The sequence below is a fragment of the Marinobacter sp. genome, from assembly GCF_041984545.1.
Classification (GTDB): domain Bacteria; phylum Pseudomonadota; class Gammaproteobacteria; order Pseudomonadales; family Oleiphilaceae; genus Marinobacter.
This window is the reverse complement of record NZ_JBHIXV010000047.1, coordinates 331-21,516: the sequence shown is the minus strand read 5'-3', so window position 1 is coordinate 21,516 and position 21,186 is coordinate 331. Positions and strand designations below refer to the sequence as shown.

Annotated in this window: 24 protein-coding genes; 14 read left to right on the top strand and 10 right to left on the bottom strand. The window is 58.0% G+C overall.

The annotated features are described in order from the left end of the window. Positions 1-89: 89 nt before the first annotated feature. Both ACFC20_RS16455 and ACFC20_RS16450 read right to left on the bottom strand, forming a co-directional pair. On the bottom strand, positions 90-1,031 hold the full coding sequence (locus ACFC20_RS16455) for an electron transfer flavoprotein subunit alpha/FixB family protein (protein ID WP_375193947.1): 942 nt from the start codon (positions 1,029-1,031) through the stop codon (positions 90-92). Next, positions 1,032-1,781 (bottom strand): electron transfer flavoprotein subunit beta/FixA family protein, encoded by a 750-nt coding sequence (locus ACFC20_RS16450; RefSeq protein ID WP_375193946.1) that lies wholly within the window; start codon positions 1,779-1,781, stop codon positions 1,032-1,034. It abuts the gene before it with no gap. Positions 1,782-2,197: 416 nt separating this feature from the next. On the opposite strand from ACFC20_RS16450, the gene ACFC20_RS16445 reads away from it, so the two are divergent. After that, positions 2,198-3,850 carry an electron transfer flavoprotein-ubiquinone oxidoreductase gene (locus tag ACFC20_RS16445; RefSeq protein ID WP_375193945.1) on the top strand — a complete coding sequence of 551 codons (1,653 nt, stop codon included), beginning with the start codon at positions 2,198-2,200 and terminating at the stop codon, positions 3,848-3,850. 125 nt (positions 3,851-3,975) lie between these two features. Here ACFC20_RS16445 and ACFC20_RS16440 read toward each other — a convergent pair whose 3' ends face one another. From ACFC20_RS16440 to ACFC20_RS16415, 6 genes are all read right to left on the bottom strand, one after another. Beyond that, positions 3,976-4,437 (bottom strand): peptidylprolyl isomerase, encoded by a 462-nt coding sequence (locus ACFC20_RS16440; protein WP_091985361.1) that lies wholly within the window; start codon positions 4,435-4,437, stop codon positions 3,976-3,978. Between the two features lie 200 nt (positions 4,438-4,637). After that, complete coding sequence (locus ACFC20_RS16435) at positions 4,638-5,204, bottom strand: DUF1285 domain-containing protein (protein WP_375183478.1); 567 nt, start codon at positions 5,202-5,204, stop codon at positions 4,638-4,640. 14 nt (positions 5,205-5,218) lie between these two features. Beyond that, positions 5,219-5,668, bottom strand: a complete 450-nt coding sequence (locus ACFC20_RS16430) for a histidine phosphatase family protein (protein WP_091985366.1) — start codon at positions 5,666-5,668, stop codon at positions 5,219-5,221. A gap of 24 nt (positions 5,669-5,692) precedes the next feature. After that, positions 5,693-6,760, bottom strand: a complete 1,068-nt coding sequence (locus ACFC20_RS16425; RefSeq protein ID WP_375183479.1) for an NAD(P)H-dependent glycerol-3-phosphate dehydrogenase — start codon at positions 6,758-6,760, stop codon at positions 5,693-5,695. Between the two features lie 61 nt (positions 6,761-6,821). Continuing rightward, the gene (locus ACFC20_RS16420; RefSeq protein WP_091990697.1) at positions 6,822-7,313 is read right to left on the bottom strand and encodes an STAS domain-containing protein; all 492 of its coding nucleotides are present in this window, start codon (positions 7,311-7,313) and stop codon (positions 6,822-6,824) included. Between the two features lie 14 nt (positions 7,314-7,327). Beyond that, complete coding sequence (locus ACFC20_RS16415) at positions 7,328-8,536, bottom strand: PP2C family protein-serine/threonine phosphatase (protein ID WP_375193944.1); 1,209 nt, start codon at positions 8,534-8,536, stop codon at positions 7,328-7,330. Between the two features lie 114 nt (positions 8,537-8,650). Between ACFC20_RS16415 and ACFC20_RS16410 the strand changes: the two genes are divergently transcribed. Beyond that, positions 8,651-10,135 (top strand): HD domain-containing protein, encoded by a 1,485-nt coding sequence (locus ACFC20_RS16410; protein WP_375193943.1) that lies wholly within the window; start codon positions 8,651-8,653, stop codon positions 10,133-10,135. Here the strand turns inward: ACFC20_RS16410 and ACFC20_RS16405 are convergent. Then, positions 10,125-11,153 (bottom strand): NAD(P)/FAD-dependent oxidoreductase, encoded by a 1,029-nt coding sequence (locus tag ACFC20_RS16405; protein ID WP_375193942.1) that lies wholly within the window; start codon positions 11,151-11,153, stop codon positions 10,125-10,127. The two genes, ACFC20_RS16410 and ACFC20_RS16405, sit on opposite strands and share 11 nt — an antisense overlap. Positions 11,154-11,267: 114 nt before the next feature. Between ACFC20_RS16405 and ACFC20_RS16400 the strand changes: the two genes are divergently transcribed. The 10 genes from ACFC20_RS16400 (at position 11,268) to ACFC20_RS16355 (ending at position 19,728) form a co-directional block, all read left to right on the top strand. Next, positions 11,268-12,224: an acyl-CoA desaturase gene (locus ACFC20_RS16400; protein WP_375193941.1), complete on the top strand. Its 957-nt coding sequence runs from the start codon at positions 11,268-11,270 to the stop codon at positions 12,222-12,224. Further along, positions 12,221-12,688 carry a nuclear transport factor 2 family protein gene (locus tag ACFC20_RS16395; RefSeq protein ID WP_375193940.1) on the top strand — a complete coding sequence of 156 codons (468 nt, stop codon included), beginning with the start codon at positions 12,221-12,223 and terminating at the stop codon, positions 12,686-12,688. Before ACFC20_RS16400 ends, ACFC20_RS16395 begins: the two co-directional genes overlap by 4 nt. Continuing rightward, on the top strand, positions 12,685-13,485 hold the full coding sequence (locus ACFC20_RS16390) for an SDR family NAD(P)-dependent oxidoreductase (protein WP_375193939.1): 801 nt from the start codon (positions 12,685-12,687) through the stop codon (positions 13,483-13,485). Before ACFC20_RS16395 ends, ACFC20_RS16390 begins: the two co-directional genes overlap by 4 nt. Next, on the top strand, positions 13,482-14,747 hold the full coding sequence (locus tag ACFC20_RS16385) for an NAD(P)/FAD-dependent oxidoreductase (protein ID WP_375193938.1): 1,266 nt from the start codon (positions 13,482-13,484) through the stop codon (positions 14,745-14,747). The genes ACFC20_RS16390 and ACFC20_RS16385 overlap by 4 nt, the downstream gene beginning before the upstream one ends. Before the next feature lie 2 nt (positions 14,748-14,749). After that, on the top strand, positions 14,750-15,658 hold the full coding sequence (locus ACFC20_RS16380; protein WP_375193937.1) for a DUF1365 domain-containing protein: 909 nt from the start codon (positions 14,750-14,752) through the stop codon (positions 15,656-15,658). After that, positions 15,646-16,920 carry a class I SAM-dependent methyltransferase gene (locus tag ACFC20_RS16375; RefSeq protein WP_375193936.1) on the top strand — a complete coding sequence of 425 codons (1,275 nt, stop codon included), beginning with the start codon at positions 15,646-15,648 and terminating at the stop codon, positions 16,918-16,920. The genes ACFC20_RS16380 and ACFC20_RS16375 overlap by 13 nt, the downstream gene beginning before the upstream one ends. Beyond that, a complete protein-coding gene (locus ACFC20_RS16370; protein WP_375193935.1) occupies positions 16,917-17,438 on the top strand; it encodes a DUF2878 domain-containing protein in 522 nt (173 codons plus the stop codon). Before ACFC20_RS16375 ends, ACFC20_RS16370 begins: the two co-directional genes overlap by 4 nt. Further along, positions 17,435-18,187 carry a hypothetical protein gene (locus ACFC20_RS16365; RefSeq protein WP_375193934.1) on the top strand — a complete coding sequence of 251 codons (753 nt, stop codon included), beginning with the start codon at positions 17,435-17,437 and terminating at the stop codon, positions 18,185-18,187. The genes ACFC20_RS16370 and ACFC20_RS16365 overlap by 4 nt, the downstream gene beginning before the upstream one ends. Before the next feature lie 81 nt (positions 18,188-18,268). Then, positions 18,269-19,081, top strand: coding sequence for an exodeoxyribonuclease III (xthA, locus tag ACFC20_RS16360; RefSeq protein WP_375193933.1), 813 nt, complete (start codon positions 18,269-18,271; stop codon positions 19,079-19,081). 17 nt (positions 19,082-19,098) lie between these two features. Then, positions 19,099-19,728: a TetR/AcrR family transcriptional regulator gene (locus ACFC20_RS16355; protein WP_375193932.1), complete on the top strand. Its 630-nt coding sequence runs from the start codon at positions 19,099-19,101 to the stop codon at positions 19,726-19,728. A gap of 12 nt (positions 19,729-19,740) precedes the next feature. Here ACFC20_RS16355 and ACFC20_RS16350 read toward each other — a convergent pair whose 3' ends face one another. After that, the gene (locus ACFC20_RS16350) at positions 19,741-20,157 is read right to left on the bottom strand and encodes a phasin family protein (protein ID WP_375193931.1); all 417 of its coding nucleotides are present in this window, start codon (positions 20,155-20,157) and stop codon (positions 19,741-19,743) included. Positions 20,158-20,499: 342 nt separating this feature from the next. On the opposite strand from ACFC20_RS16350, the gene ACFC20_RS16345 reads away from it, so the two are divergent. Both ACFC20_RS16345 and ACFC20_RS16340 read left to right on the top strand, forming a co-directional pair. Then, positions 20,500-20,937, top strand: coding sequence for a YeeE/YedE family protein (locus tag ACFC20_RS16345; protein WP_222180197.1), 438 nt, complete (start codon positions 20,500-20,502; stop codon positions 20,935-20,937). A 3-nt stretch (positions 20,938-20,940) separates the two neighbouring features. Then, on the top strand, positions 20,941-21,186 hold a 246-nt coding region (locus ACFC20_RS16340; protein WP_375193949.1), incomplete at its 3' end, for a DUF6691 family protein.

The window sequence follows — 21,186 nt, the reverse complement described above, 5'->3', positions numbered from 1 at the left end:
CGGGAGGACTTGCACCTCCAGGAGTGCGCCCGTGCCGGGCGCACCAAAAAAGGCACCCGAAGGTGCCTTTTTCGATACTTGAGAGAAAGTTACAGAACTTTCTTCAACTCTTCCTCAAGTTGCGGCACCGCTTCGAACAGGTCCGCTACCAGGCCGTAGTCCGCTACCTGGAAGATCGGCGCTTCTTCGTCCTTGTTGATCGCAACGATCACCTTGGAGTCAGACATGCCGGCCAGATGCTGGATGGCACCGGAAATGCCCACGGCGATGTACAGCTGCGGAGCCACGATCTTGCCGGTCTGGCCGACCTGCATGTCGTTCGGCACGAAGCCGGCATCAACTGCAGCACGGGAGGCGCCAACGGCTGCACCCATCAGATCGGCCACCTGCTCCAGCATCTTGAAGTTGTCGCCGTTCTGCATGCCACGACCACCGGAGATAACGATACCGGCGGAGGCCAGGTCCGGACGATCCGACTCGGCCTTCTCTTCGCTCACGAAGGAAGACAGGCCAGCGTCCTTGACGAGGTCCAGCTGCTCAACGGCGGCAGAACCGCCTTCTGCGGCTACCGGATCGAATGCAGTCGGACGAACGGTGATCACCTTGACGCTGTCGCTGGATTTTACAGTAGCGATGGCGTTACCGGCGTAGATCGGACGAACGAAGGTGTCGTCAGACTCAACACGGATAATATCGGATACCTGGGCAACGTCCAGCAGTGCGGCGACGCGCGGCATAAAGTCCTTGCCAGTGGTACCGGCAGCGGCCAGCACGTGGCTGTAGCCCTTGCCCACTTCGGCAACCAGCTCGCCGAGGTTCTCGGCCAGGAAATGGCCATAGGCAGCGTTATCGGCAACCAGAACCTTGTTCACGCCTTCGGCCTTCGCCGCAGATTCCGCAACGGCACCACAGTTTTCGCCGGCAACCAGTACGTCGATGTCACCGCCGATGGCCTTGGCAGCCGCTACAACATTCAGGGTAGCCTGCTTCAGGCTGCTGTTGTCATGTTCAGCAATTACAAGGATGCTCATTTAGATCACCTTCGCTTCGTTCTTCAGTTTATCGACCAGCTCGGCTACATCAGCCACTTTCACACCTGCCTGACGGGAAGCGGGCGCTTCAACCTTCAGGGTGGAAAGGCGCGGAGCAATGTCGACACCCAGATCGGCCGGGCTCATGCCGTCCAGCGGCTTTTTCTTGGCCTTCATGATGTTCGGCAGGGAGGCGTAGCGCGGCTCGTTCAGACGCAGGTCGGTGGTAACAACCGCTGGCAGGTTCAGGGAAACGGTCATCAGACCACCGTCTACCTCGCGGGTTACGTTGACCTTGTCGCCCTCAACAACCACTTCGGAAGCGAAGGTGCCCTGACCCATGCCGGTCAGCGCGGCCAGCATCTGGCCAGTCTGGTTGTTGTCGGAATCGATGGACTGCTTGCCGAGAATCACGAGCTTCGGCTCTTCCTTCTCAACAACCGCCTTCAGCAGCTTGGCCGCTTCGAGAGACTGAACCTCCTCGTCGGTTTCAACGTGGATACCACGGTCTGCACCCAGCGCCAGAGCGGTACGGATCTGCTCCTGGGCGGCCTTGGGACCAATGGACACCACCACGATTTCGGTAGCAACACCCTTTTCCTTCAGGCGAACCGCCTCTTCCACGGCGATTTCGCAGAACGGGTTCATTGCCATCTTGACGTTGGCGAGATCAACACCGGTGTTGTCCGGCTTGACGCGCACCTTCACGTTGTAGTCGATAACTCGTTTTACAGCGACCAGAACCTTCATAGATTCCTCGTTCTTCTACGATGGGTTTATGACTTGCAGTCCTCGCGCAGAGCCTGCCTGAGTTCAATGCGCCACAATGGTGGGGGCAACGCTCGGCAGAATCAATGACCTGAAACGACGCGCCAGGACTGAGTTTCAGCCAATTCACCGGCCTTGACCGGGAACCGTAATGAGACGATACTAGATTTCGACTCAAAATACACCATGTTTCAGTGTGCTCTTAGAGTGCCAAAGGTTAGAGCGAATTTCAAACAAACGTTTGTTTGATTTCTCAAATGCGGTATCCTTTCAGATAGTCAGGCAGGCCAAATCGGCCTGTGGCAGTCGTCTACAGGCCTTTTAGCCGGTATTATGGCGACCCGTAAAACTCGCCTGCGGGCATACAATATTCATCAAAGATGTTTGAGGAGACCAACGTGGAACGCGAATCGATGGAATTTGATGTTCTTATCGTCGGCGGCGGCCCGGCGGGCCTGTCGGCAGCGTGCCGTGTCATGCAGTTGGCACAGGAAGCTGGCGAGGAACTCACCGTATGCGTGGTAGAAAAAGGTTCTGAAATCGGCGCGCACATCCTGGCCGGTACCGTGTTCGAGCCCACTGCCCTCAACGAACTCTTCCCGGACTGGAAAGAGAAAGGCGCTCCGCTGAACACGCCGGTTACCCGCGACGATATTTTCCTGCTCAAGAACCAGGAAAGCGCCACCAAGATTCCCAACGCCTTTGTGCCCAGGAACATGCACAACCACGGCAACTATATTATCAGCCTGGGCAACCTCTGCCGCTGGCTGGCCGAGCAGGCCGAGCAGCTGGGCGTTGAAGTGTACCCGGGCTTTGCGGCCGCCGAGACCATTGTTGAAGACGGCCAGGTTAAAGGCATCATCACCGGCGACATGGGCGTGGCCCGCGACGGTTCCGAGAAAGACGGCTACATGCCGGGCATGGAACTGCGCGCCAAGTACACCCTGTTTACCGAAGGTTGCCGTGGCCACCTGGGCAAGCGTCTGATCAACGACTTCAAGCTGGACGAAGGCAAGGATCCCCAGCACTACGGCATCGGCATCAAGGAACTGTGGGATATCGATCCGGCCAAACACGAGCCCGGACTGGTCGTCCACACCACCGGCTGGCCGCTTAACGAGACCGGCTCCACCGGCGGTTCGTTCCTGTATCACCTGGAAAACGGCCAGGTTTACGTGGGCCTGATCACCGATCTGTCTTACAGCAACCCGCACCTGAGCCCGTTTGAAGAGTTCCAGCGCCTGAAGCTGCATCCGGAGATCAAGAAGCACCTGGAAGGCGGCAAGCGCGTTTCTTACGGTGCCCGTGCCATCGCCAAGGGCGGCTACAATGCCCTGCCCAAGATGAGCTTCCCGGGTGGTCTGTTGCTGGGCTGTGATGCAGGCACCCTGAACAGCTCAAAGATCAAGGGCTCCCATACCGCCATGAAATCCGGCCTGCTGGGTGCAGAAGCGGTGTTCGAGGCTCTGAAGGAAGGCAAGAGCGGTGAAGAAATTACCAGCTTCCAGAAGCGCTTTGAAGACAGCTGGCTGTACAAGGAACTCTATGCCGAGCGTAACTTCGGCCCGGCCATGCACAAATTCGGCAACGTGGTGGGCGGCGCCCTCGCCTTCTTCGAGCAGAACATCCTGCGTGGCAGCCTGCCAATCACCTTCCACGACACCACACCGGACTACGCCACTCTGAAGCCGGCGTCCGAGTGCAAGAAGGTGAACTATCCGAAGCCGGACAACACCCTGACTTTCGACCGCCTGTCCTCGGTGTTTATCTCCAACACCAACCACGAGGAAGACCAGCCGGTTCACTTGAAGCTGACCGATCCGGAACTTCCGATCCGTGACAACCTGCCCAAGTACGACGAGCCCGCCCAGCGCTACTGCCCGGCTGGTGTATATGAGGTGGTTGAAAAGGATGACGGCAGTGGCAAGCGGTTCCAGATTAATGCCCAGAACTGCGTGCACTGCAAGACCTGTGACATCAAGGACCCTGCCCAGAACATTACCTGGGTAACTCCGGAAGGGGGCGGTGGCCCGAACTATCCGAACATGTAAGTTCGGCTTCCGGTATTAATAACGGCCCCTCGCGGGCCGTTTTTTGTTGGTGTCGGATCAAGGCTTATCTCCAGACATAAAAAAACGGCTCCCGAGGGAGCCGTTTCTGTACGCTTCGGAAAAGCTTAGTGAGCGTGACCGTGCTCTTGCTCTTCGTCGGTCGCGTCGCGGGTCTCGACCACTTCCACGTCGAAGTGCAGGGTCTGACCGGCCAGCGGGTGGTTGGCATCAATGGTGACGGTGTCGTCGCCCACTTCAACCACGCGAACAACCTGGGGGCCGCCCGGAGTCTGTGCTTGGAACTGCATGCCCGGCTCGATGGTATCGACACCTTCAAATGCAGAACGAGGAACAGGCTGAATCAGCTCTTCGTTAACTTCGCCGTACCCTTCAGCAGGTTCTACAGACACCTTGACCTGGTCGCCTGCGTTCTTTTCGTTCAACGCACTTTCCAGTCCGCCGATGATGTTCTGTGCACCTTCCAGGTAAGACAGAGGCTCGCGACCTTCTACACGGGAGGAATCAAGCTGCTCTCCCTGATCGTTAGTGAGCGTGTAATGGATGGTGACAACACGAGGTTGGGCCATGTGATCTCCTTGCGTGTCTCGCAATGACTGTTTAATTGATTTAGGCAATCGAAAGTGATCGTGAACAGCCAGACTGCACAGAGGGACTAACGACCACCGGGCCTCGTTAGAGAGCCAGGCTCATAACAAGTATGAAAACACAGTTTAACAATGGTCAGAGTGCGTTTTCTACCGTAATTCTGGGGACGCCGCGGGGCTTTTCAACCACCCTGCCCGATTTTGTAGAAAATTCCATGGCTCCAGACGCCAAAGACCGATTGACCGTGTTCCACCCGCTCGATGGCGTGTTCGGCCAGATCGTAAAAAGCGGCGGTTACCAGCCTGGCCTCGACGCCGTGGCGCACCGTCACCACCGGCCGGGGCTCGTCCGAGTTGTCGTAGGTACCAACTTCCAGAGGGTGGTCCGGCCCAATCTCCAGGGTTTCCCCGACACTGGTGGTCAGGGACAGCACCTGCTGTTCAGCTTCCCCGGACGCTTCCAGCGAATGGGCCAGCAACGGGGTATCTTCCACCTGGATGCGCCATTTCTCGACCGGGGTCACCAGGTAGTAATGGCCATCCGCTTCCCGTCGCAGAATGGTTGAGAACAGACGGACGATGGCCTCACGGGCCATGGGCTCGCCTTTGAAGATCCACTGCCCGTCTCGGCTGACGTGCAGATCCATATCGCCCGAAAGCTCGGGATTCCACTGTTCAAGGGGCGGATGGCCGGGATTCTTCACGGTTTTCTCCACCTGTTTTGCCAGTTTATCCGGATTTGTCGTCATTACGGTGGCTCCAATCACGGCAGAAACTGTGCTTTGAGGTCGGCGCAGCCCGGGCCGACCACCGGCATTTCAAGGGCAACCGCCTGTGCGGTCATGAACGGGATGCCGCGCCGGTGGGCATCTACCAGCAGGGTGGCGAGACCGCCCACCAAAGGCATATGGGAGACCACCATCAGCGGGGATTCGTGCTGCTCGATCAGTGCGTCCAGGCAGGCCCCTGGGTCGTCGTCCGGCGTAATGAACAGTTTCTCTTCCACGGGGCAGTTGAGAATCTCGGACACAATAGCCGCCGTCTGCCGGGCCCGGACGTAGGGGCTGCTCCAGATCAGCTTCGGTCGCCAGGGCGATTCGGCAATCTGGGCCGCCACCTCAGCCACCGCAAGCCGCCCGTGTTCGGTCAACTCCCGCTCCTGGTCCAGGGTATGCCAGCCGGCTTCGCCATGACGCATGATGAGCAGTTGCAAGGGCAGTCTTCCTCTGCTGGCCGCCTACTGTGTGATGGTCCTAGGCAGAATGAATTCAACGTCGGAGTTCTGGACAGACATCATCAGGCTGTTGATGACCGCCTTGATCGACGCGTGATCGTAGAGAATTTCGTACAGGCCACGAACCAGAGGCATGTAGATCCCGATCGCTTCGGCCTTTTCCTTGACCAGCTTGAGCGTGTAAATGCCTTCGGCCACCTGCCCCAGCTCCGCCACAGCGTCATCAAGCTTCTGACCCTGGCCAACCGCGTAACCCACCCGGAAGTTGCGGCTCTTGGACGACGTGCAGGTAACGATCAGATCGCCCACACCGGCCAGGCCCATGAAGGTCATCGGATTGGCGCCGAGGCTCACCGCAAAGCGGCTCATTTCCGCCAGCCCCCGGGTAATCAGCATGGCCTTGGCGTTCTCACCCATCTCAAGAGCGGATGCAAGGCCGGCGACGATGGCATAAATGTTCTTGAGCGCACCAGCGAGCTCCACGCCGTATACGTCCACGTTCGCGTATACCCGGAAATACTCGCAGCCCAGCAACTCCTGGACGGTTCTGCGCACGTCCGGATCCTTGGCGGCGATAACTGTCGCGGTCAGGTCCCTGTCGACGATCTCGCTGGCGAGGTTGGGCCCGCTGAGTACGCCGATCCGGCAGCGGGGGATCTCCTCCTGCAGGATCTCGCTCATCAGCTTGAAACCGTGCTCCTCGATACCCTTGGTGAGGCTGACCACGATCTGATCATCGCGGAATTTGTTGCAGTTCTCGCGGATAACGGCCCGAAATGCCTTGCTTGGAATGGCGATAAAAACGAGCTCGGCCTTGCTGACTGCGTCACCGAGATCGGTGGTGGCGAGAATGTCGCCTTTCAGCTCCACATTGGGCATGTACCGGCTGTTGGTACGGTGGCTGCGGATTTCCTCAACCTGTGCTTCATCGCGCATCCAGAAATGCACCCGGTGGCCGTTCTCGCCAAGCACCTTGGCCATGGCGGTGCCAAAGCTCCCGCCACCAAGCACCGCAACGTCGTGCGCTGGCCCGGATGCCCCATCGCGACGGGGCGTCGTTTGTTCAGACATAATGCTTCCGTTGTTGTCAGATCAGGTGTGACACCGGCATTTGGGCCCGGGGGCTTTCGGCTCAGCCGGGCTCTTCACATTCCAGAGCGCGCACCAGATTCTTGAATTCTTCCCTGTTTCGGCTGTTCAGACCCATCAGTACCTTGTGGGCATCGAGTACCTTGTCGCGAACCTGTTGTTCACTGGCCTTGAGCACGGGTATTTCTTCAAGTTCTTCAATACGGGACGCAGGCTCTCGGACAATGATGAAAATCTTGTCGAAACCCATGGACGTGATAATGCGGGTAATGTCGGGATTGGTGGAAATCAGGGTGGGCAGGAAGTGGCTCTGTTTCTGGGCCGCCATGGCAATCTTGGCCAACAGACCCAGGGTTGTGCTGTCGATGATCTCGGTTTCCGTGAGATCCACCACCACCGTTTTGAACTCCGGGTCCTGCGTGATCGACTCAACCAGATTGTCCAGCGTCGAACAAAGGTTCAGCCGGATTTCCCCAATAAACTTGAGGACATAAATGCCCTGTTTCTCTGCCTGCAGGATCTTGTAACCAGCCATGTTCCACACTGCCACTATTTCGACGAAGTGTTCTCTGACCCACTCATGGTATCAGTAACCGACACAATAGCGATATCGTCAGGCAGCTCTGTGATCTCGTCGAGATTCAGAGCGTCGTTGAGCGATGCGATAGTGTGACGACCTCCCGAGACGAGTTCAAGTAGTGTCCCCTCCTTTTCATCAAGAGTTTTTTTCCGGATAACCTCGAGGATTCCATCGGAAAACAGGGTCAGGTGAAACGGTTTGGTCAAAGGCCGCTCGTACACCTCCCACTCGGGAGCTTCAAAAAGGCCCACGGGCAGGCCACTGCCCTCCAGAAAGGCGGTTTCTCCACCCTCGAACGACAAAATGGGCATCGGGAAGTGGGCACCCACCGCGTAGTGCAGCTTCCGCTCGCTCAGGGAGATGATGCCAACGAACACCGTTACGTGTTTGCCCAGGCCGGTATCCAGCAGCTCGGAGTTAATGCGTTCGAGAAATCGGTCAGGATAAAGAATATCGTCGCTGGAACCACGACGCAGGTTCCGTTGAAGGCGGTTGGTGAGGTTTTTCAGCAGCACCGTAACGAATGCAGAACTGGCGCCATGACCGGAGACATCGGCGATGTACACCAGGACCTTGTCGTCGGTCACGCGGAAGTAATCCAGGAAATCGCCGCTCAGAAACAGCGACGGCTTGATCATGTGGTCCACATGCAGGCCGCTCATGACCTGTTCGTGCTCCGGCAGCATCCGCAATTGCACTTTACGCCCGGCCCGCTGGTCTGCCCGCAACTCGGCAATACCCTCCCGGAGGTCCCGGTTGGCTTCTTCGAGTTCCTGCCGATAGAGCTGATTCAGACGGTTTACCCGCACCCGGTCAAAAAGCTTGCCAATGACATCATCCAGGGCGCCCTTGTCGTCGTTGCAGGGTTTCAGAACGAAATCCGCCGCGCCCGCCCGCAGGGCGTTAACAACATCGACACTCGACTGGCTCGAGGAACAGGCGACAATGGGAGTAAAGGTTTCGGCTTCTTCAAGCCGGCTGGCAAGGTCTCGAATGGCGGCCGGTGGCAGGTCTGCAAAGATGACATCCGGAATGTTATCGTCGAACAGCGCCCTGGCCGCCGCCAGATCGGTATAGCCGGTTACGTAAAAGCCCCGGGCCTCGAGGTATCGGGCAAGATCGGTGCGGGCCCGTTCATCGGCATCAATGATTAGTATGCGCTCGGTGCGCGAGGTCATGGCGACTGCCCTAAACTACCAGCGTGAAACAGGAAATTGCCTCGGATAAGCCTATTCTGGCACGCCCCTGTGATATAACAAGGCCAAGTTCATGAATTCGGGAGATTCCAGCTGATGAGACGTGCGGTCAACGACCTTCTCGGAGCCTATGACAAGTTGATCATGGATCCGGTTCATGGCGGGATCCCGCTGTACCGGCACGAAATCCAGGTGATTGACCATCCGCTGTTCCAGAGGCTGCGCAACATCTGCCAGAACGATATCCTGAGCCTGGTGTTCCCGGGCGCCACCCACTCCCGCTTCCTGCACAGCATTGGCGTTATGCACGTAGGCACGCGGATGTTCCGGTCGATGATTGACGCCTACCTGAGAGAGCGCCAGCTCAGTGAACAGACCGACCTGAGCCTGAGCCAGCTCGATGCCATCGATTACCTGGCTAAAACCATTCGCCTGGGCTGCCTGCTCCACGACAGCGGGCATTCCAGTTTTTCTCACCAGTTCACTCAGGCCCGCCGAATCCGGGAACTAATGTCGCGACCCGGCCGGTTTCGGGATCTCTGGCGAGGTGTGGATTTCTCGGATTACCACCCCGACGAGCCGGAAGAACTGGAGCACGAGCATTATTCCGTGAGAGTGGCCCACGAAGTGCTTTCGGCGGTGGATCTGGAAAGCGCCGGTCTCCACGCCCGGGATGTTATCGGCATCATGGAAACCACGGGGGTTACGCCAAGTGAGACCTTCTGTCGTCACGCCCGCACGTTCTGGGCCTTCATTGCCGGTGAGGATGCGGCGGTCGGTTCACCCCTGAGCGACGACATTCCCGGGCTGGTCATGAACCTGCTGTCCTCTATCGTGTCCGGGGAAATTGACGCCGATCGCGCGGATTACATGCTTCGGGATGGGTTCCACTCATCGGTTACCATTGGCGGCTTTAACCTGGACCATCTGCTCAGCAACCTGCGCTTCGGCTGGGATGTCTCGGAGCCGTGGCTTGGGCTGGCCATCACCCAGAAGGGCCTGGGCGCGCTGGAAGACTTTGTGTACAGCCGCCATCAGATGTACCGGAAGGTTTACGCCCACAAGACCGCGCTGGGTTTCGACTGGCTCCTGCGGGAGGCGATCAACGAGGTGCTGGACGACCCTGAAAACTTCGACTGGGTAGACACCTGCCTGAGCGACATGACCTACTTTGCCGAGCTTACCGACAACTTTTTCTGGGAAGCGTTTCGGAAAGTGGCCCGCAAGCATCCCCAGAGTTACTCCTTTTGCATCGTAAACCGGGTAAAACTGAACCACCTGGATACCCGCGAAGACCTTTCTGCTGGGGGCATCCGACATCACAGCACCTGGTTGGCCGGGGAACTCGGCATCAGCCCTGCCCGCGTGGTTACCTGTTCCATGCGGGCTCGCTTCTCGAATATCCAGGACAACTTCAATGGCATCAAGGTGCTGGTGCGGGAGCCCATCCACCGGGTGCGCTCCCTGAAAAAAATCACCGAGGTCAGCGCCTTTTTCAGCAAGTTTCGCGACGGCACCATTACTCACTTTTACACCCGGCCGGATGTCACCACCGGCAGCCAGGGGTCGCTCACGGAGTAACTGACGCCGCGTGCATTTCCGCGACCAGGCCACAGGCGCTGTCGAACGCACCTTCTACCCTGCCTCCACTGAGCCAGTCGCCGGCCAGACCAATGTCGTGTTGCGGGTACCAGAGATGGCCGGGCTGTTCGCCGCCTTCGGAGCGGGCATAAAGCCAGCGATGGGCCACCACATCATCCGGGCCGGTCTGAAAACCGGTAACCTCCCGGAAGGCCTCTACCAGCAGTTCGGCCACCTCCGGCGCCGCGGTGTCGACATGCTTCTGGGTCCAACTGGCGCCGGCATGCAAAACCCACCATTGGCCAGCGTCCTCTCGTCCGGGCTTGCTGGAGTTATGGGCAACCCAATAGAGCGCAGGATGCTGGCAACGCATTCCGTCGTGGTGAGGCCAGGGACTGGTGGGGAAATGAGCGGCTACCGCCCAGCATGGCAACACTTTGCCAACAGGCTCGTCCAGCTCAGAGGCAAGCTCGGGAAGTCCACTGCTGGCCAGAATATCACGGGCCTGGGCCGGCGGCGCGGTGATGATCACCTGATCGAACAGCCCAAGCGACACGCCTTCGGTATCGTAAAGACGCCAGGCGTTGTCCGTTCGGGCCAATCTCCCTACCCGGGTTTCCGTCACCACGTTGAGGTTGGCCGACAGAGCCCTGGTGATGGCGGTCATCCTGGGGGTGCCCACGAACCGAGCTTCTTCCGGAAAGGGCTCCCACTCCCCGGAGGGCGCCTGGTAGGCCAATCGGCCCTGCCAGGGGGTAAACGTGCCTTTGCCTGCGTACTTTTCCAGGAATGGCAGGAAATCCGGGTTACGGGCGGTGAAGTACTGAGCTCCAATGTCGACCGACCCCGAGGGCACCCGTTTGGCCGCCAGCCTGCCACCCGGGCCGCGGCTTTTTTCAAATACGGTGACGGTGTGCCCCAACCCTTTCAGTTGCAGGCCCACAGTAAGGCCCGACATGCCTGAACCAACAATCGCTATACGACGTAGTGAGGGATTATCAGCGGTCTGATTAAACATGAGTTATCGTGCATCCAATTCAAGTGGTGACATCGTACAACTTGACAGCAATCGCAACCGGTTGTCAGCCGGTTCAGCAATCAAGGTTATAGAACAGAGGAAGGCAATCAGGGTATGACCCGAGTGCAACACTGGCTTACAAACATTCTGAGGTGGTTCGATTCCGAGGCGGGTTCGGATCACATCGACACCAACTCCAGATCCTTCAATTTTCTTAGAGTCATCCCATTCATCGCACTGCATCTCGCGTGTCTGCTGGCCTTCTACACCGGTGTCAGTGCATTTGCCATTGGGTTTGCGATCGCATTTTTTGTTGTTCGCATGTTTGCCATCACGGGTTTTTATCACCGATATTTTGCCCACAAAACCTTCAAGACCAGTCGTCCTGCACAGTTCGTATTTGCTGTTCTCGGCGCCAGTGCGGCTCAGCGGGGGCCCCTGTGGTGGGCTGCACACCACAGGCACCATCATCAGCATTCAGATCAGGAGCAGGATCTGCATTCGCCCCATCATGGCGGTTTCTGGTGGTCTCACATGGGCTGGTTCACCTGCGACGCCGGCTTCGCAATGGATGAACGGCGTGTTCGAGACTGGCTCAAGTTCCCCGAACTGAAACTGATCAACCGGTTTGATTCCCTGGTGCCCGCGCTGGCGGCGGTGGGTATCTATGCCCTGGGTGAAGCCCTGGCAGCCTGGGCGCCCGGTCTCGGCACCAACGGCCTGCAGTTACTGGTGTGGGGGTTCTTCATCTCCACGGTGGTGCTGTTCCATGCCACTGTCTCAATCAATTCGCTGTCTCACGTCTGGGGCAAGCGCCGCTTTGACACCGCGGACGACAGTCGCAACAACTTCTGGCTGGCCCTGATTACGCTGGGTGAAGGCTGGCACAACAACCACCATCGCTGGCCGCAATCGGTACGGCAAGGTTTCCGCTGGTATGAAATTGACATTACCTGGTACGGCCTCTGGCTGATGTCGAAACTGGGCATTATCTGGGAGCTGAACCCAATCCCGCAGCACATTCAGGAAGAGACACGCGAACTGGACAGAATGAGGAGGAGCAGAGTATGACAACCGCCTCAAAAATTGAAGTTGGGACGCGCAATTCAGCCGTTCCCGCAACGCTGGAGGATTTCCGGGCCCTGTTCAACAAACTGGACAAGGGTAACCTCGACAAACTTGCCGATCTTTACAGCGAAGACATTCGTTTTCAGGATCCTCTGGGTACTGTGAACGGCCTGGACGAACTGACCCGTTATTTCGCCGGCGCCTACGCCAACGTCGTGGATTGCCGTTTCGAGTTCGGAGAGGCCTTGGTTCAGGGCGAATCTGCCGCTTTACCCTGGGTCATGCACCTCCGGCACAAGCGCATTCGCAAAGGTCGGGAAGTTCAGGTACAGGGCATCAGTCATCTCAGGATCCGCGATGGCCGGGTCTATTACCACCGGGACTATTTCGACGCAGGTGAGATGCTCTACGAGAACCTGCCCGTCATCGGCGGGGTCATTCGTTGGATCAAGGGCCAGGCAGGATGAGTGATCGACTTCAGGACACCTCAAACATCTGGATCACCGGCGCCAGCTCTGGCATCGGTGAGGCAGTGACCCGCGCCCTCGCCCGTGGCGGCCATCGGCTCGTTATCACCGGTCGACGCAAAGGCGCGCTGGAAGAGCTGGCGTCGGTTGCACCTGAACAGATCCGGTGTGCTGCTGGAGACACGACCAGCAAGCAAGACTTGCAGGCGATCGCGGAAGAGCTCGAACACGACGGCGATCTGGATATGGCCATCCTTAACGCCGGTACCTGTGAATACCTTGAGATCGCTCATTACAGCAGCGATGTCATTGAAAAAAACATTCACACCAACGTGATTGGCACTGCACGCTGTCTCGACATCGCCCTCCCCGCACTCCGACGAACCCGCGCGAAAGGCAAGCCGGCCACGATCGTCATCGTGAGTTCCTCCGCCTGGTGGTTCCCGTTCGGCCGGGCCGAAGGCTACGGTGCCTCAAAGGCCGCACTGTCGTACTTTGCACACGCGTTGAGGGCTGATCTGGCCGCCGAGGGCATAGATGTGGTGGTTGTTTCACCCGGGTTTGTGAAAACGCCTCTCACCGACCGCAACGATTTTCCCATGCCGTTTCTGGTCTCGGCCGAGGACGCAGCCGAGCGGATCGTCAGCGGGCTGGCCAAAGGCCACAACGAAATCGCCTTTCCCAAGCGCTTTACCTGGATGCTGAGAATTCTCGGCGCCCTTCCCCGGCCCCTGATCGACCGAATGTCGGCGTCCATGGCCCGTAAAAGCAACAACGAGCAGGAATCGAATGGATGAGTAACGAACGTCAGCGGATTGCTGTCATCGGGGCCGGCGTGTCCGGCCTCACCGCGGCCTGGTTATTGGCCGAGAAACACGATGTGCAGATTTTCGAAGCCGCCGACTATGCCGGAGGACACACCAACACCGAGCAAGTGGAAGCAGGAGGTCGTACCTGGCCGGTAAACACCGGTTTTATCGTTTTCAATGACTGGACCTACCCCAACTTCATCAAGCTGATGGACCGCCTGGGCGTGGCCTCGGAAGTCAGCGATATGAGTTTCAGCGTGGATTGCAGCACCACCGGGCTGCAGTACAACGGTACCAGCCTGAACACGCTGTTTGCCCAGCGCCGTAACCTGTTCAACCTGCCGTTTCTGAAAATGGTTCGGGAAATTCTCCGGTTCAACAAGGAAACCCGTGCCGATCTCCGGGCCGGCGCCATCAGCAACGAGGAGACCCTGGGCGAGTACCTGAACCGGAACGGCTACTCGAGGTATTTCCGCAACTACTACATCGTGCCCATGGGGGCCGCTATCTGGTCGGCACCGGAAATCGTTCTGGAGCAGTTCCCGATCCGGTTCTTCCTGCAGTTTTTCAACAACCACGGCATGCTGTCCGTGGATGACAGGCCAACCTGGCGGGTGATTTCCGGCGGCTCCGCTCAATATGTCAGCAAGATGATGGATCGCCTGGGCGAAGCCACCCACCTGAACAGCCCGGTAGAGCGCGTAAGCCGTGACGACACCGGGGTAACCGTTCTGGTGAAAGGTGAGAGTCATCGCTTCGACCAGGTGGTATTCGCCTGCCACAGTGATCAGGCCCTGGCGATGCTGGCCGACCCCACCGACTCGGAACGGGACATTCTTGGTGCCATTGCCTATCAGAACAACGATGTTGTACTACACACGGACAGTCGCGTTCTGCCAGACAACCGTCGGGCCTGGGCGGCCTGGAATTATTTCATTCCAGGCCACAGCACCGAGCCGGTCTCGGTGACCTACAACATGAATATCCTGCAGAATTTCCACGAGGCGCCGGAAACCTTCTGCGTGACCCTGAACCGGAGCCAGGACATCGATCCTGAACGGATCATCAAACGCTTTGAGTATGCCCATCCGGTATTCACCATGGATGCGGTTCGGGCCCAGGAACGCTACGACGAAATTGGCAACCACAATCGCACCCACTTCTGCGGTGCTTACTGGTTTAATGGTTTCCACGAGGACGGTGTGCGCAGCGCACTGCGGGTAACCCGCGCGTTCGGGATGGAGCTCTGACCGTGAACAGCCAGTGGCTCGAGGGTACTGTCCGGCACAGACGGAAGTACCCGGTCCAACACGAATTCAGCTACAGCACCGGCATGTTGGCCCTGGATACCGATGAGTGGCACAGCGTGACCCGGCTCAGCCCCCTGTTTTCCCTGGAGGGTTTCAACTGGTTGTCGCTCAGGCGAAAGGACTACTTCCGACCGGAAGCCGGCCAGCTGTCAGAAGCAATTCGCGACCATGTCGCTGAAGCCACAGGCTGGCGGCCTGACGGCGAAGTGGAACTGATCACCCATCCGCGCTATTTCGGCTACGTGTTCAATCCGGTCAGTTTCTATTTCTGCTATCAGCAGGGGAAACAGCCGGAATCCGGCGCGGTTCCCCGGGTCATCGTGGCGCAGATCACTAATACGCCCTGGCACGATCGCCATGTCTACTGCCTGGAAACCCGCGGCAACGAGGCTAGTCAGGCCGGATGGCGAACCGAACGGTTCGGGTTCAGCAAGCGCTTCCACGTGTCACCGTTTAACGGTATGGACCAGCAATACGAATGGACCTTCAGTTTCCGGGGACGTGAGCTGCGCATTCACATGAATGTGTTCGAGGAGGGACGAAAGCATTTTGATGCCACTCTGGTAGTCCAACGCACCCCTCTCACTCGTAAAGATGTGCATAAAAGTCTTCGAAAGTTTCCGCTGGAAGCGTTCAAGGTGGTTGCCGGAATCTACTGGCATGCCCTCAAGCTGAAGCTCAAGGGCGCGCCCTTCTACACACACCCGGACAAACTTTCTGAAGACGACCCGGCCCATCGCCGGGGGCATGACGACGCCGGGCTGGACGTTACCGACCCGGGCCATAACGACGAGACTCCTGGCCAGATACGTGGCCAAACGCGTGGAAGGGTAAGTTCATGGAGAACCTGAATACCTCGGTTGAAAAGTCCTCATCCAGTGCCAGCAGCCTGCCGGTGCTGAGCCGCTTCGCCCGGGTCCTGGTCATCCAGCAGCTGCAGTTACTGCAGGATGGTCGGCTTACTGTGCGCGAGCCAGGCTTCGACGATCTGGTGTTTGGCGATGGCGATAACCACTATCCGCCAGCAGAACTCCACATACACGACCACAGCACCTGGCGCGACCTGCTTACCGGCGGCAGTGTCGGCGCGGCCGAAGCGTTTGTTGCCGGCGACTGGTCTACCCCGGACCTGGTGGCCCTGCTCCGCTTCTTCAGTCGCAACGTCGATCGCATGAACCAGTTCGAGGACCGCTTCAGTTGGGTCACCAAGCCCGCACTCAAGGGCCTGCACTGGCTGAACCGCAACACCAAAGAGGGTTCCCGCAAGAACATCAGCGCCCACTACGATCTGGGCAATGAACTGTTCGAGGCGTTCCTTGACCCGACCATGATGTATTCGTCGGCAATCTATCCTAGCGCAGAGTCAACCCTGGAAGAGGCCGCCGTCCACAAACTCGACACCATCTGTCGCAAGCTCGATCTGAAGCCAGGCGACAAGGTCATCGAGATCGGTACCGGCTGGGGCGGATTCGCCATCCATGCGGCCAAGCACTATGGCTGTCACGTGACCACCACCACCATCTCACGGGAGCAGTTGGAGCTGGCCAAGGCCCGCGTTCGCGATGAAGGCCTGGAGGACAGCATTACCCTGCTTTTCGACGACTACCGCGACCTTGAGGGCCAGTTCGACAAGCTGGTTTCCATCGAGATGATCGAAGCCGTCGGCCCCCAGTTCCTGGACAGTTACTTCTCCCAGATCAATGCGTTGCTGAAACCCGACGGGCTCGCGCTGGTACAGGCCATCAACATGCCGGAGCAGCGTTACCTCCGCGCCCTCAAGAACGTCGATTTCATCCAGCGGTTCATCTTTCCTGGCAGCTTTATTCCGTCATTCGGGGCCATTCTCGAATCGGTGCGCAACGAAAGTAATCTCGTGCTGACCCACGCGGAGGATATCGGCTTTCATTACGCCCGCACGCTCAGGGACTGGTGCAACCGGTTCATGGCCCAGCGGGCGCATCTCGCTGAACTGGGGTACGACGAGGCCTTCGAACGCCTCTGGCACTTCTATTTTGCCTACTGCGAGGCGGGCTTCAGTGAAAGGGCCATTGGTGTATCCCAGCTGGTGTTCGCCAAGCCCGGCAACAAACGTGACAACATTCTTAGCGTATGATTGCGTCAGAAACCGCTCGTAACGTTTTGAACTTCGTGCTGTTCCAGGCCGGGTGGTTCGCGTGCGTTTTGTACCCGAACCTGCTCGGCGCCGTCATCGTACTGTTGTTCCTGGCACTGCACTTTGCTCTGGTCAGCCAGCACCGCTTCACGGAGTTGCAGTTTATCGGCCTGGGCACGGTGGCCGGTTCGATACTGGATGGCATCTGGTTTCGTACGGGCATCCTGGACGATGGCAGCGGCGAGGTCGCGCTCACGCCGCCCTGGCTGGTGGCAATCTGGGCCATTTTCATGACCACCCTCAGCCACTCGCTGGACTGGGTAAGCCGGAAAGCGTGGCTTCCGTTTGTGCTGGCGCCCATCGCCGGGCCCTTCGCTTACTGGTCGGCCAGCCAATTGGGTGCCGTTGAATTGCCGTCACTGACCCCGTCGCTGGTCGCCCTGGCGCTGGGATGGCTGGTGGTATTTCCCCTGCTTCTTTACGCCCGTAAAACCTTGTATCCGGAGTTGGTCCCATGAACACCCGCGCCGTGCTGGCCGCATTTGGGCTTACAGGAATGCTCGCAACACTTCCCTCCCATGCCTCGGACATGCGCTTTACCGGCACCGCCAAAGCCGATGACGGCGCCGTGCTCTACACCGAGCGCCATCAGGTAGCCGGTCACTGCGAGGGGGACCTGTTTCGGCCGGTAAAGCACGAGGTTGCCTACCTCGAGCCCGACTCGGACCAGCCTTTTGCGACAAAGAATCTCGGCTATGAGAAATCGGTGATCCGGCCAACGGTGGAGTTTGCCCAGCCCGACTTCAATGAGCGCATGGAGATTCGTTACCCGCAGCCGCGGCAACTGACGATCCGCTGGAATACGCCAGGGTCAGGCGACGACATCGAAAACTTTTCGGTGACGTTTACAGACCAGACGGTGGTGGATGCCGGCTTCGATAACTTTGTTCGCCAGAACTGGGAAGCCGTGCTGGCCGGCAAGTCCATCGAATTTCGCTTTCTGGGCCCCACCCGCGGCGAACATTACGCTTTCGTGCTGGAACCCGTCGAGAATCGGGAAATCGACGCAGAGCAAGTGCTGCAGATCCGACCAACCGGAATGGTACTTCGCTTCCTGGTGGACCCTATTGTCCTGGGTTACAACGAAAACGGGGCACTGACGGACTACCTGGGCCTGACCAACATCCGCAAGAACGCGGACGAAAACTACACCGCTCACATCCGCTATTCCGTTGAGACCTACCCGGATTGTGAACTGACTCCGTGAATCCGTCTCCCCTGCCAAGGCCTTAACCCCGGGCCGTTGTGGTAAACTCCGGCGGAAGCCAAAGCCGGAGAGTGTTTTAAAATGATGTTCGTGTCGTTCAACGTCAACAGTATCCGAACCCGCCTGCACCAGCTCGAAGCCGTAATTGAAACCTTCTCACCAGATGTAATCGGGCTTCAGGAAACCAAGGTCCAGGACGAGGACTTTCCGGCAGAGGCCGTGCGCGAACTCGGCTATCACGTGCACTTCCATGGACAGAAAACCCATTACGGCGTTGCCCTGCTTTCGAAATCCGAACCCGAGCATGTACAGAAGGGCTATCCCTGGGACGGGGAGGACTCACAGCGGCGCCTGATCACCGGGCAGTTCAGCGTCAATGGCGAGCGGCTCACGGTGGTGAACGGGTACTTTCCCCAGGGTGAGAGCCGGGACCACCCGGTGAAATTTCCCGCCAAGGAAAAGTTTTACGCCGACCTGATGCGCTACCTCGACGAACTGAACAAGGCCGGCGGCCACGTTGTGGTAATGGGCGACATGAATATCTCTCCCACAGACCGCGACATCGGCATCGGTGCCGACAACGCCAAGCGCTGGTTACGCTCCGGCAAATGCTCTTTCCTGCCCGAGGAACGAGAGTGGCTGGCCCAGGTTGAGGCGCTTGGCTATACCGATGTCTTCCGTCACCTGCATCCGGAAGAGGCAGACACGTTCAGCTGGTTCGATTACCGCAGCAAGGGCTTCGAGCGGGACCCCAAGCGCGGCCTGCGCATTGATCTGATCATGGCCAGCGACAGCCTCCTGCCGAAGGCCAGACAGTCCGGCGTTTCCTACGATATCCGGGCCATGGAGCGGCCGTCCGACCATTGTCCTGTCTGGGCGAGCTTCGAGCTCTGAACATTGCCCGGCGCGACATGAAAAAACTCAAAACCCGCGACCGTATCCTCCAGACCAGCCTGGCGCTGTTCAACAGCGTCGGCGAACCCAATGTCACCACGCTGCTGATTTCCGATGAGCTGGATATCAGTCCCGGCAACCTCTATTACCATTTCAAGAGCAAGGGCGATATCGTCGAGGAACTGTTCGACGAGTACGAACGGGAAATGATGGATCTACTCGGGGTGCCTGAAGATGCCGATATCACCCTGGACCAGCAGGGTTTTTTCCTCCATTTGCTGTTCGAGACGGTCGCGCGCTATCGGTTTCTCTATCAGGATCTGGTCAATGTGCTGGCTCGCTACGATCAGCTGCGGGTGCGCTTCAAGCGCATTCAGAAGAAAAAGGCGCTGGCATTCCGGATTATCTGCGACAGTTTCCGGCGCCAGGGGATGATGTCCATCGAGCCGGAGGAACTGGATTCCCTGTGTGAACAGCTCACCCTGACAGCATGTTACTGGAGTGCCTTCGATACCCTCTCCCATCTGGACGACCGGGAATCTGTCAATCCCAGCCGCGGCGTGTACCAGATGATGCATCTGGTTTTGCCTTACCTGGCGCCTGAACAACGGGAAGAGGCTCGTCTGATGAGCCGGGATTATCTGTAAGGCGGGCTACTCCTATTCCTCTTCGTCGTCGCCTGCCCTGTCCTTCAGTCTGGACAGTTCCGCCTCCAGGGCTTCGATGCGACGCTCCAGGGATTCGATTTCTTCCCGACGATGAATGCCCAGACGTTTGAGCGCCCCGGACACTCTCTCATCGAACATGTGTTCAAGGCGATCCCAGGTGCCCGTCGCCCGCTCGCGAACACCTTCCACCCGGTCTTCCACGGACTTGATCTGTTTTTCGACCACGCCCCGCGTTTTGCTTTCCAGTTGTTCGCCTTCCTGGACAAGCCGATCAAAAAAGCGCCCGGTGTCTTCTTCTGCCTTGGTATAGGCTCCCAGACCCGCAAGCCAGATCTGGCGGGCGGAATCCTTGATTTTTGCCGCCAGCTGCGGATCGTTTTCCGGTTTTTTGTCGCTTTCGTCAGACATACAACAACCTCGGGGTGGGAATCTTTCTGTGACACGGGCCATTGTATTACAGGTCTCTGCGGATTTCAGTCGGCCTGAGACGCGCGCAGTGAAAGGCCGCAGTATAAAGACGCATTCGATATGAAAAAATGTTTTCAAACGAATCCGGCTCTCGCTTGAAGTGTTCAAAATATAGTCAATACTTCCCTGTACCGACATCCCTGCTGATGTCGGTTTGTCTGGAAGTCTTTCATGGATACTACTCGCACGCCTCTGCCCGGCATTCCCTGCCGGGCTATTTTTGTTATTATTCCTCCCCATTATATGGTTATTCCAAAACCGATATTTCGCGGGAGTCTATGAATGATTGATATTGCCTGGAGCCAGTTTACCCCTGGCGCTGCACTGACTGGCGGCCTGCTGATCGGCCTCGCCGCTGCAAGCTTCCTGCTTTTGAACGGCCGCATTGCAGGAATAAGTGGAATACTGGGTGGCCTGTTGGTGCCTGCCCGCCGCGATATACTCTGGCGGGTGGCTTTTCTCGCCGGGCTTGTAGGCACCCCAAGCCTGTGGCTGTTGTTTTCTGAACTTCCACCGATTCAGATTGACGCAGGTTATCCAGCCCTGATCGTTGCCGGATTGCTGGTGGGTATAGGCACTCGCTACGGCTCAGGCTGCACCAGCGGGCATGGTGTCTGTGGATTGTCTCGTCTGTCGCCTCGCTCACTGGTCGCAACCCTGAGTTTTATGGCAACAGGATTTTTAACGGTGTTCGTAATTCGCCACCTGATGGGAGTCTGAATGATGAAGTACTCTGTCACCTCACTTCTGGCAGGACTGATTTTCGGGTTGGGGCTCATGGTATCGGGTATGGCCAATCCGGAAAAAGTGCTCGGTTTTCTCGATATCGCCGGGCTTTGGGACCCGTCACTGGCTTTCGTGATGGGAGGCGCAATCATCGTCGGACTGGTCGCTTTCGCCGCGGCGCGCAGGCGTACCCTGTCGTTCCTCGGATTCACCATGAAAATGCCGGCGAACAACCGTATTGAG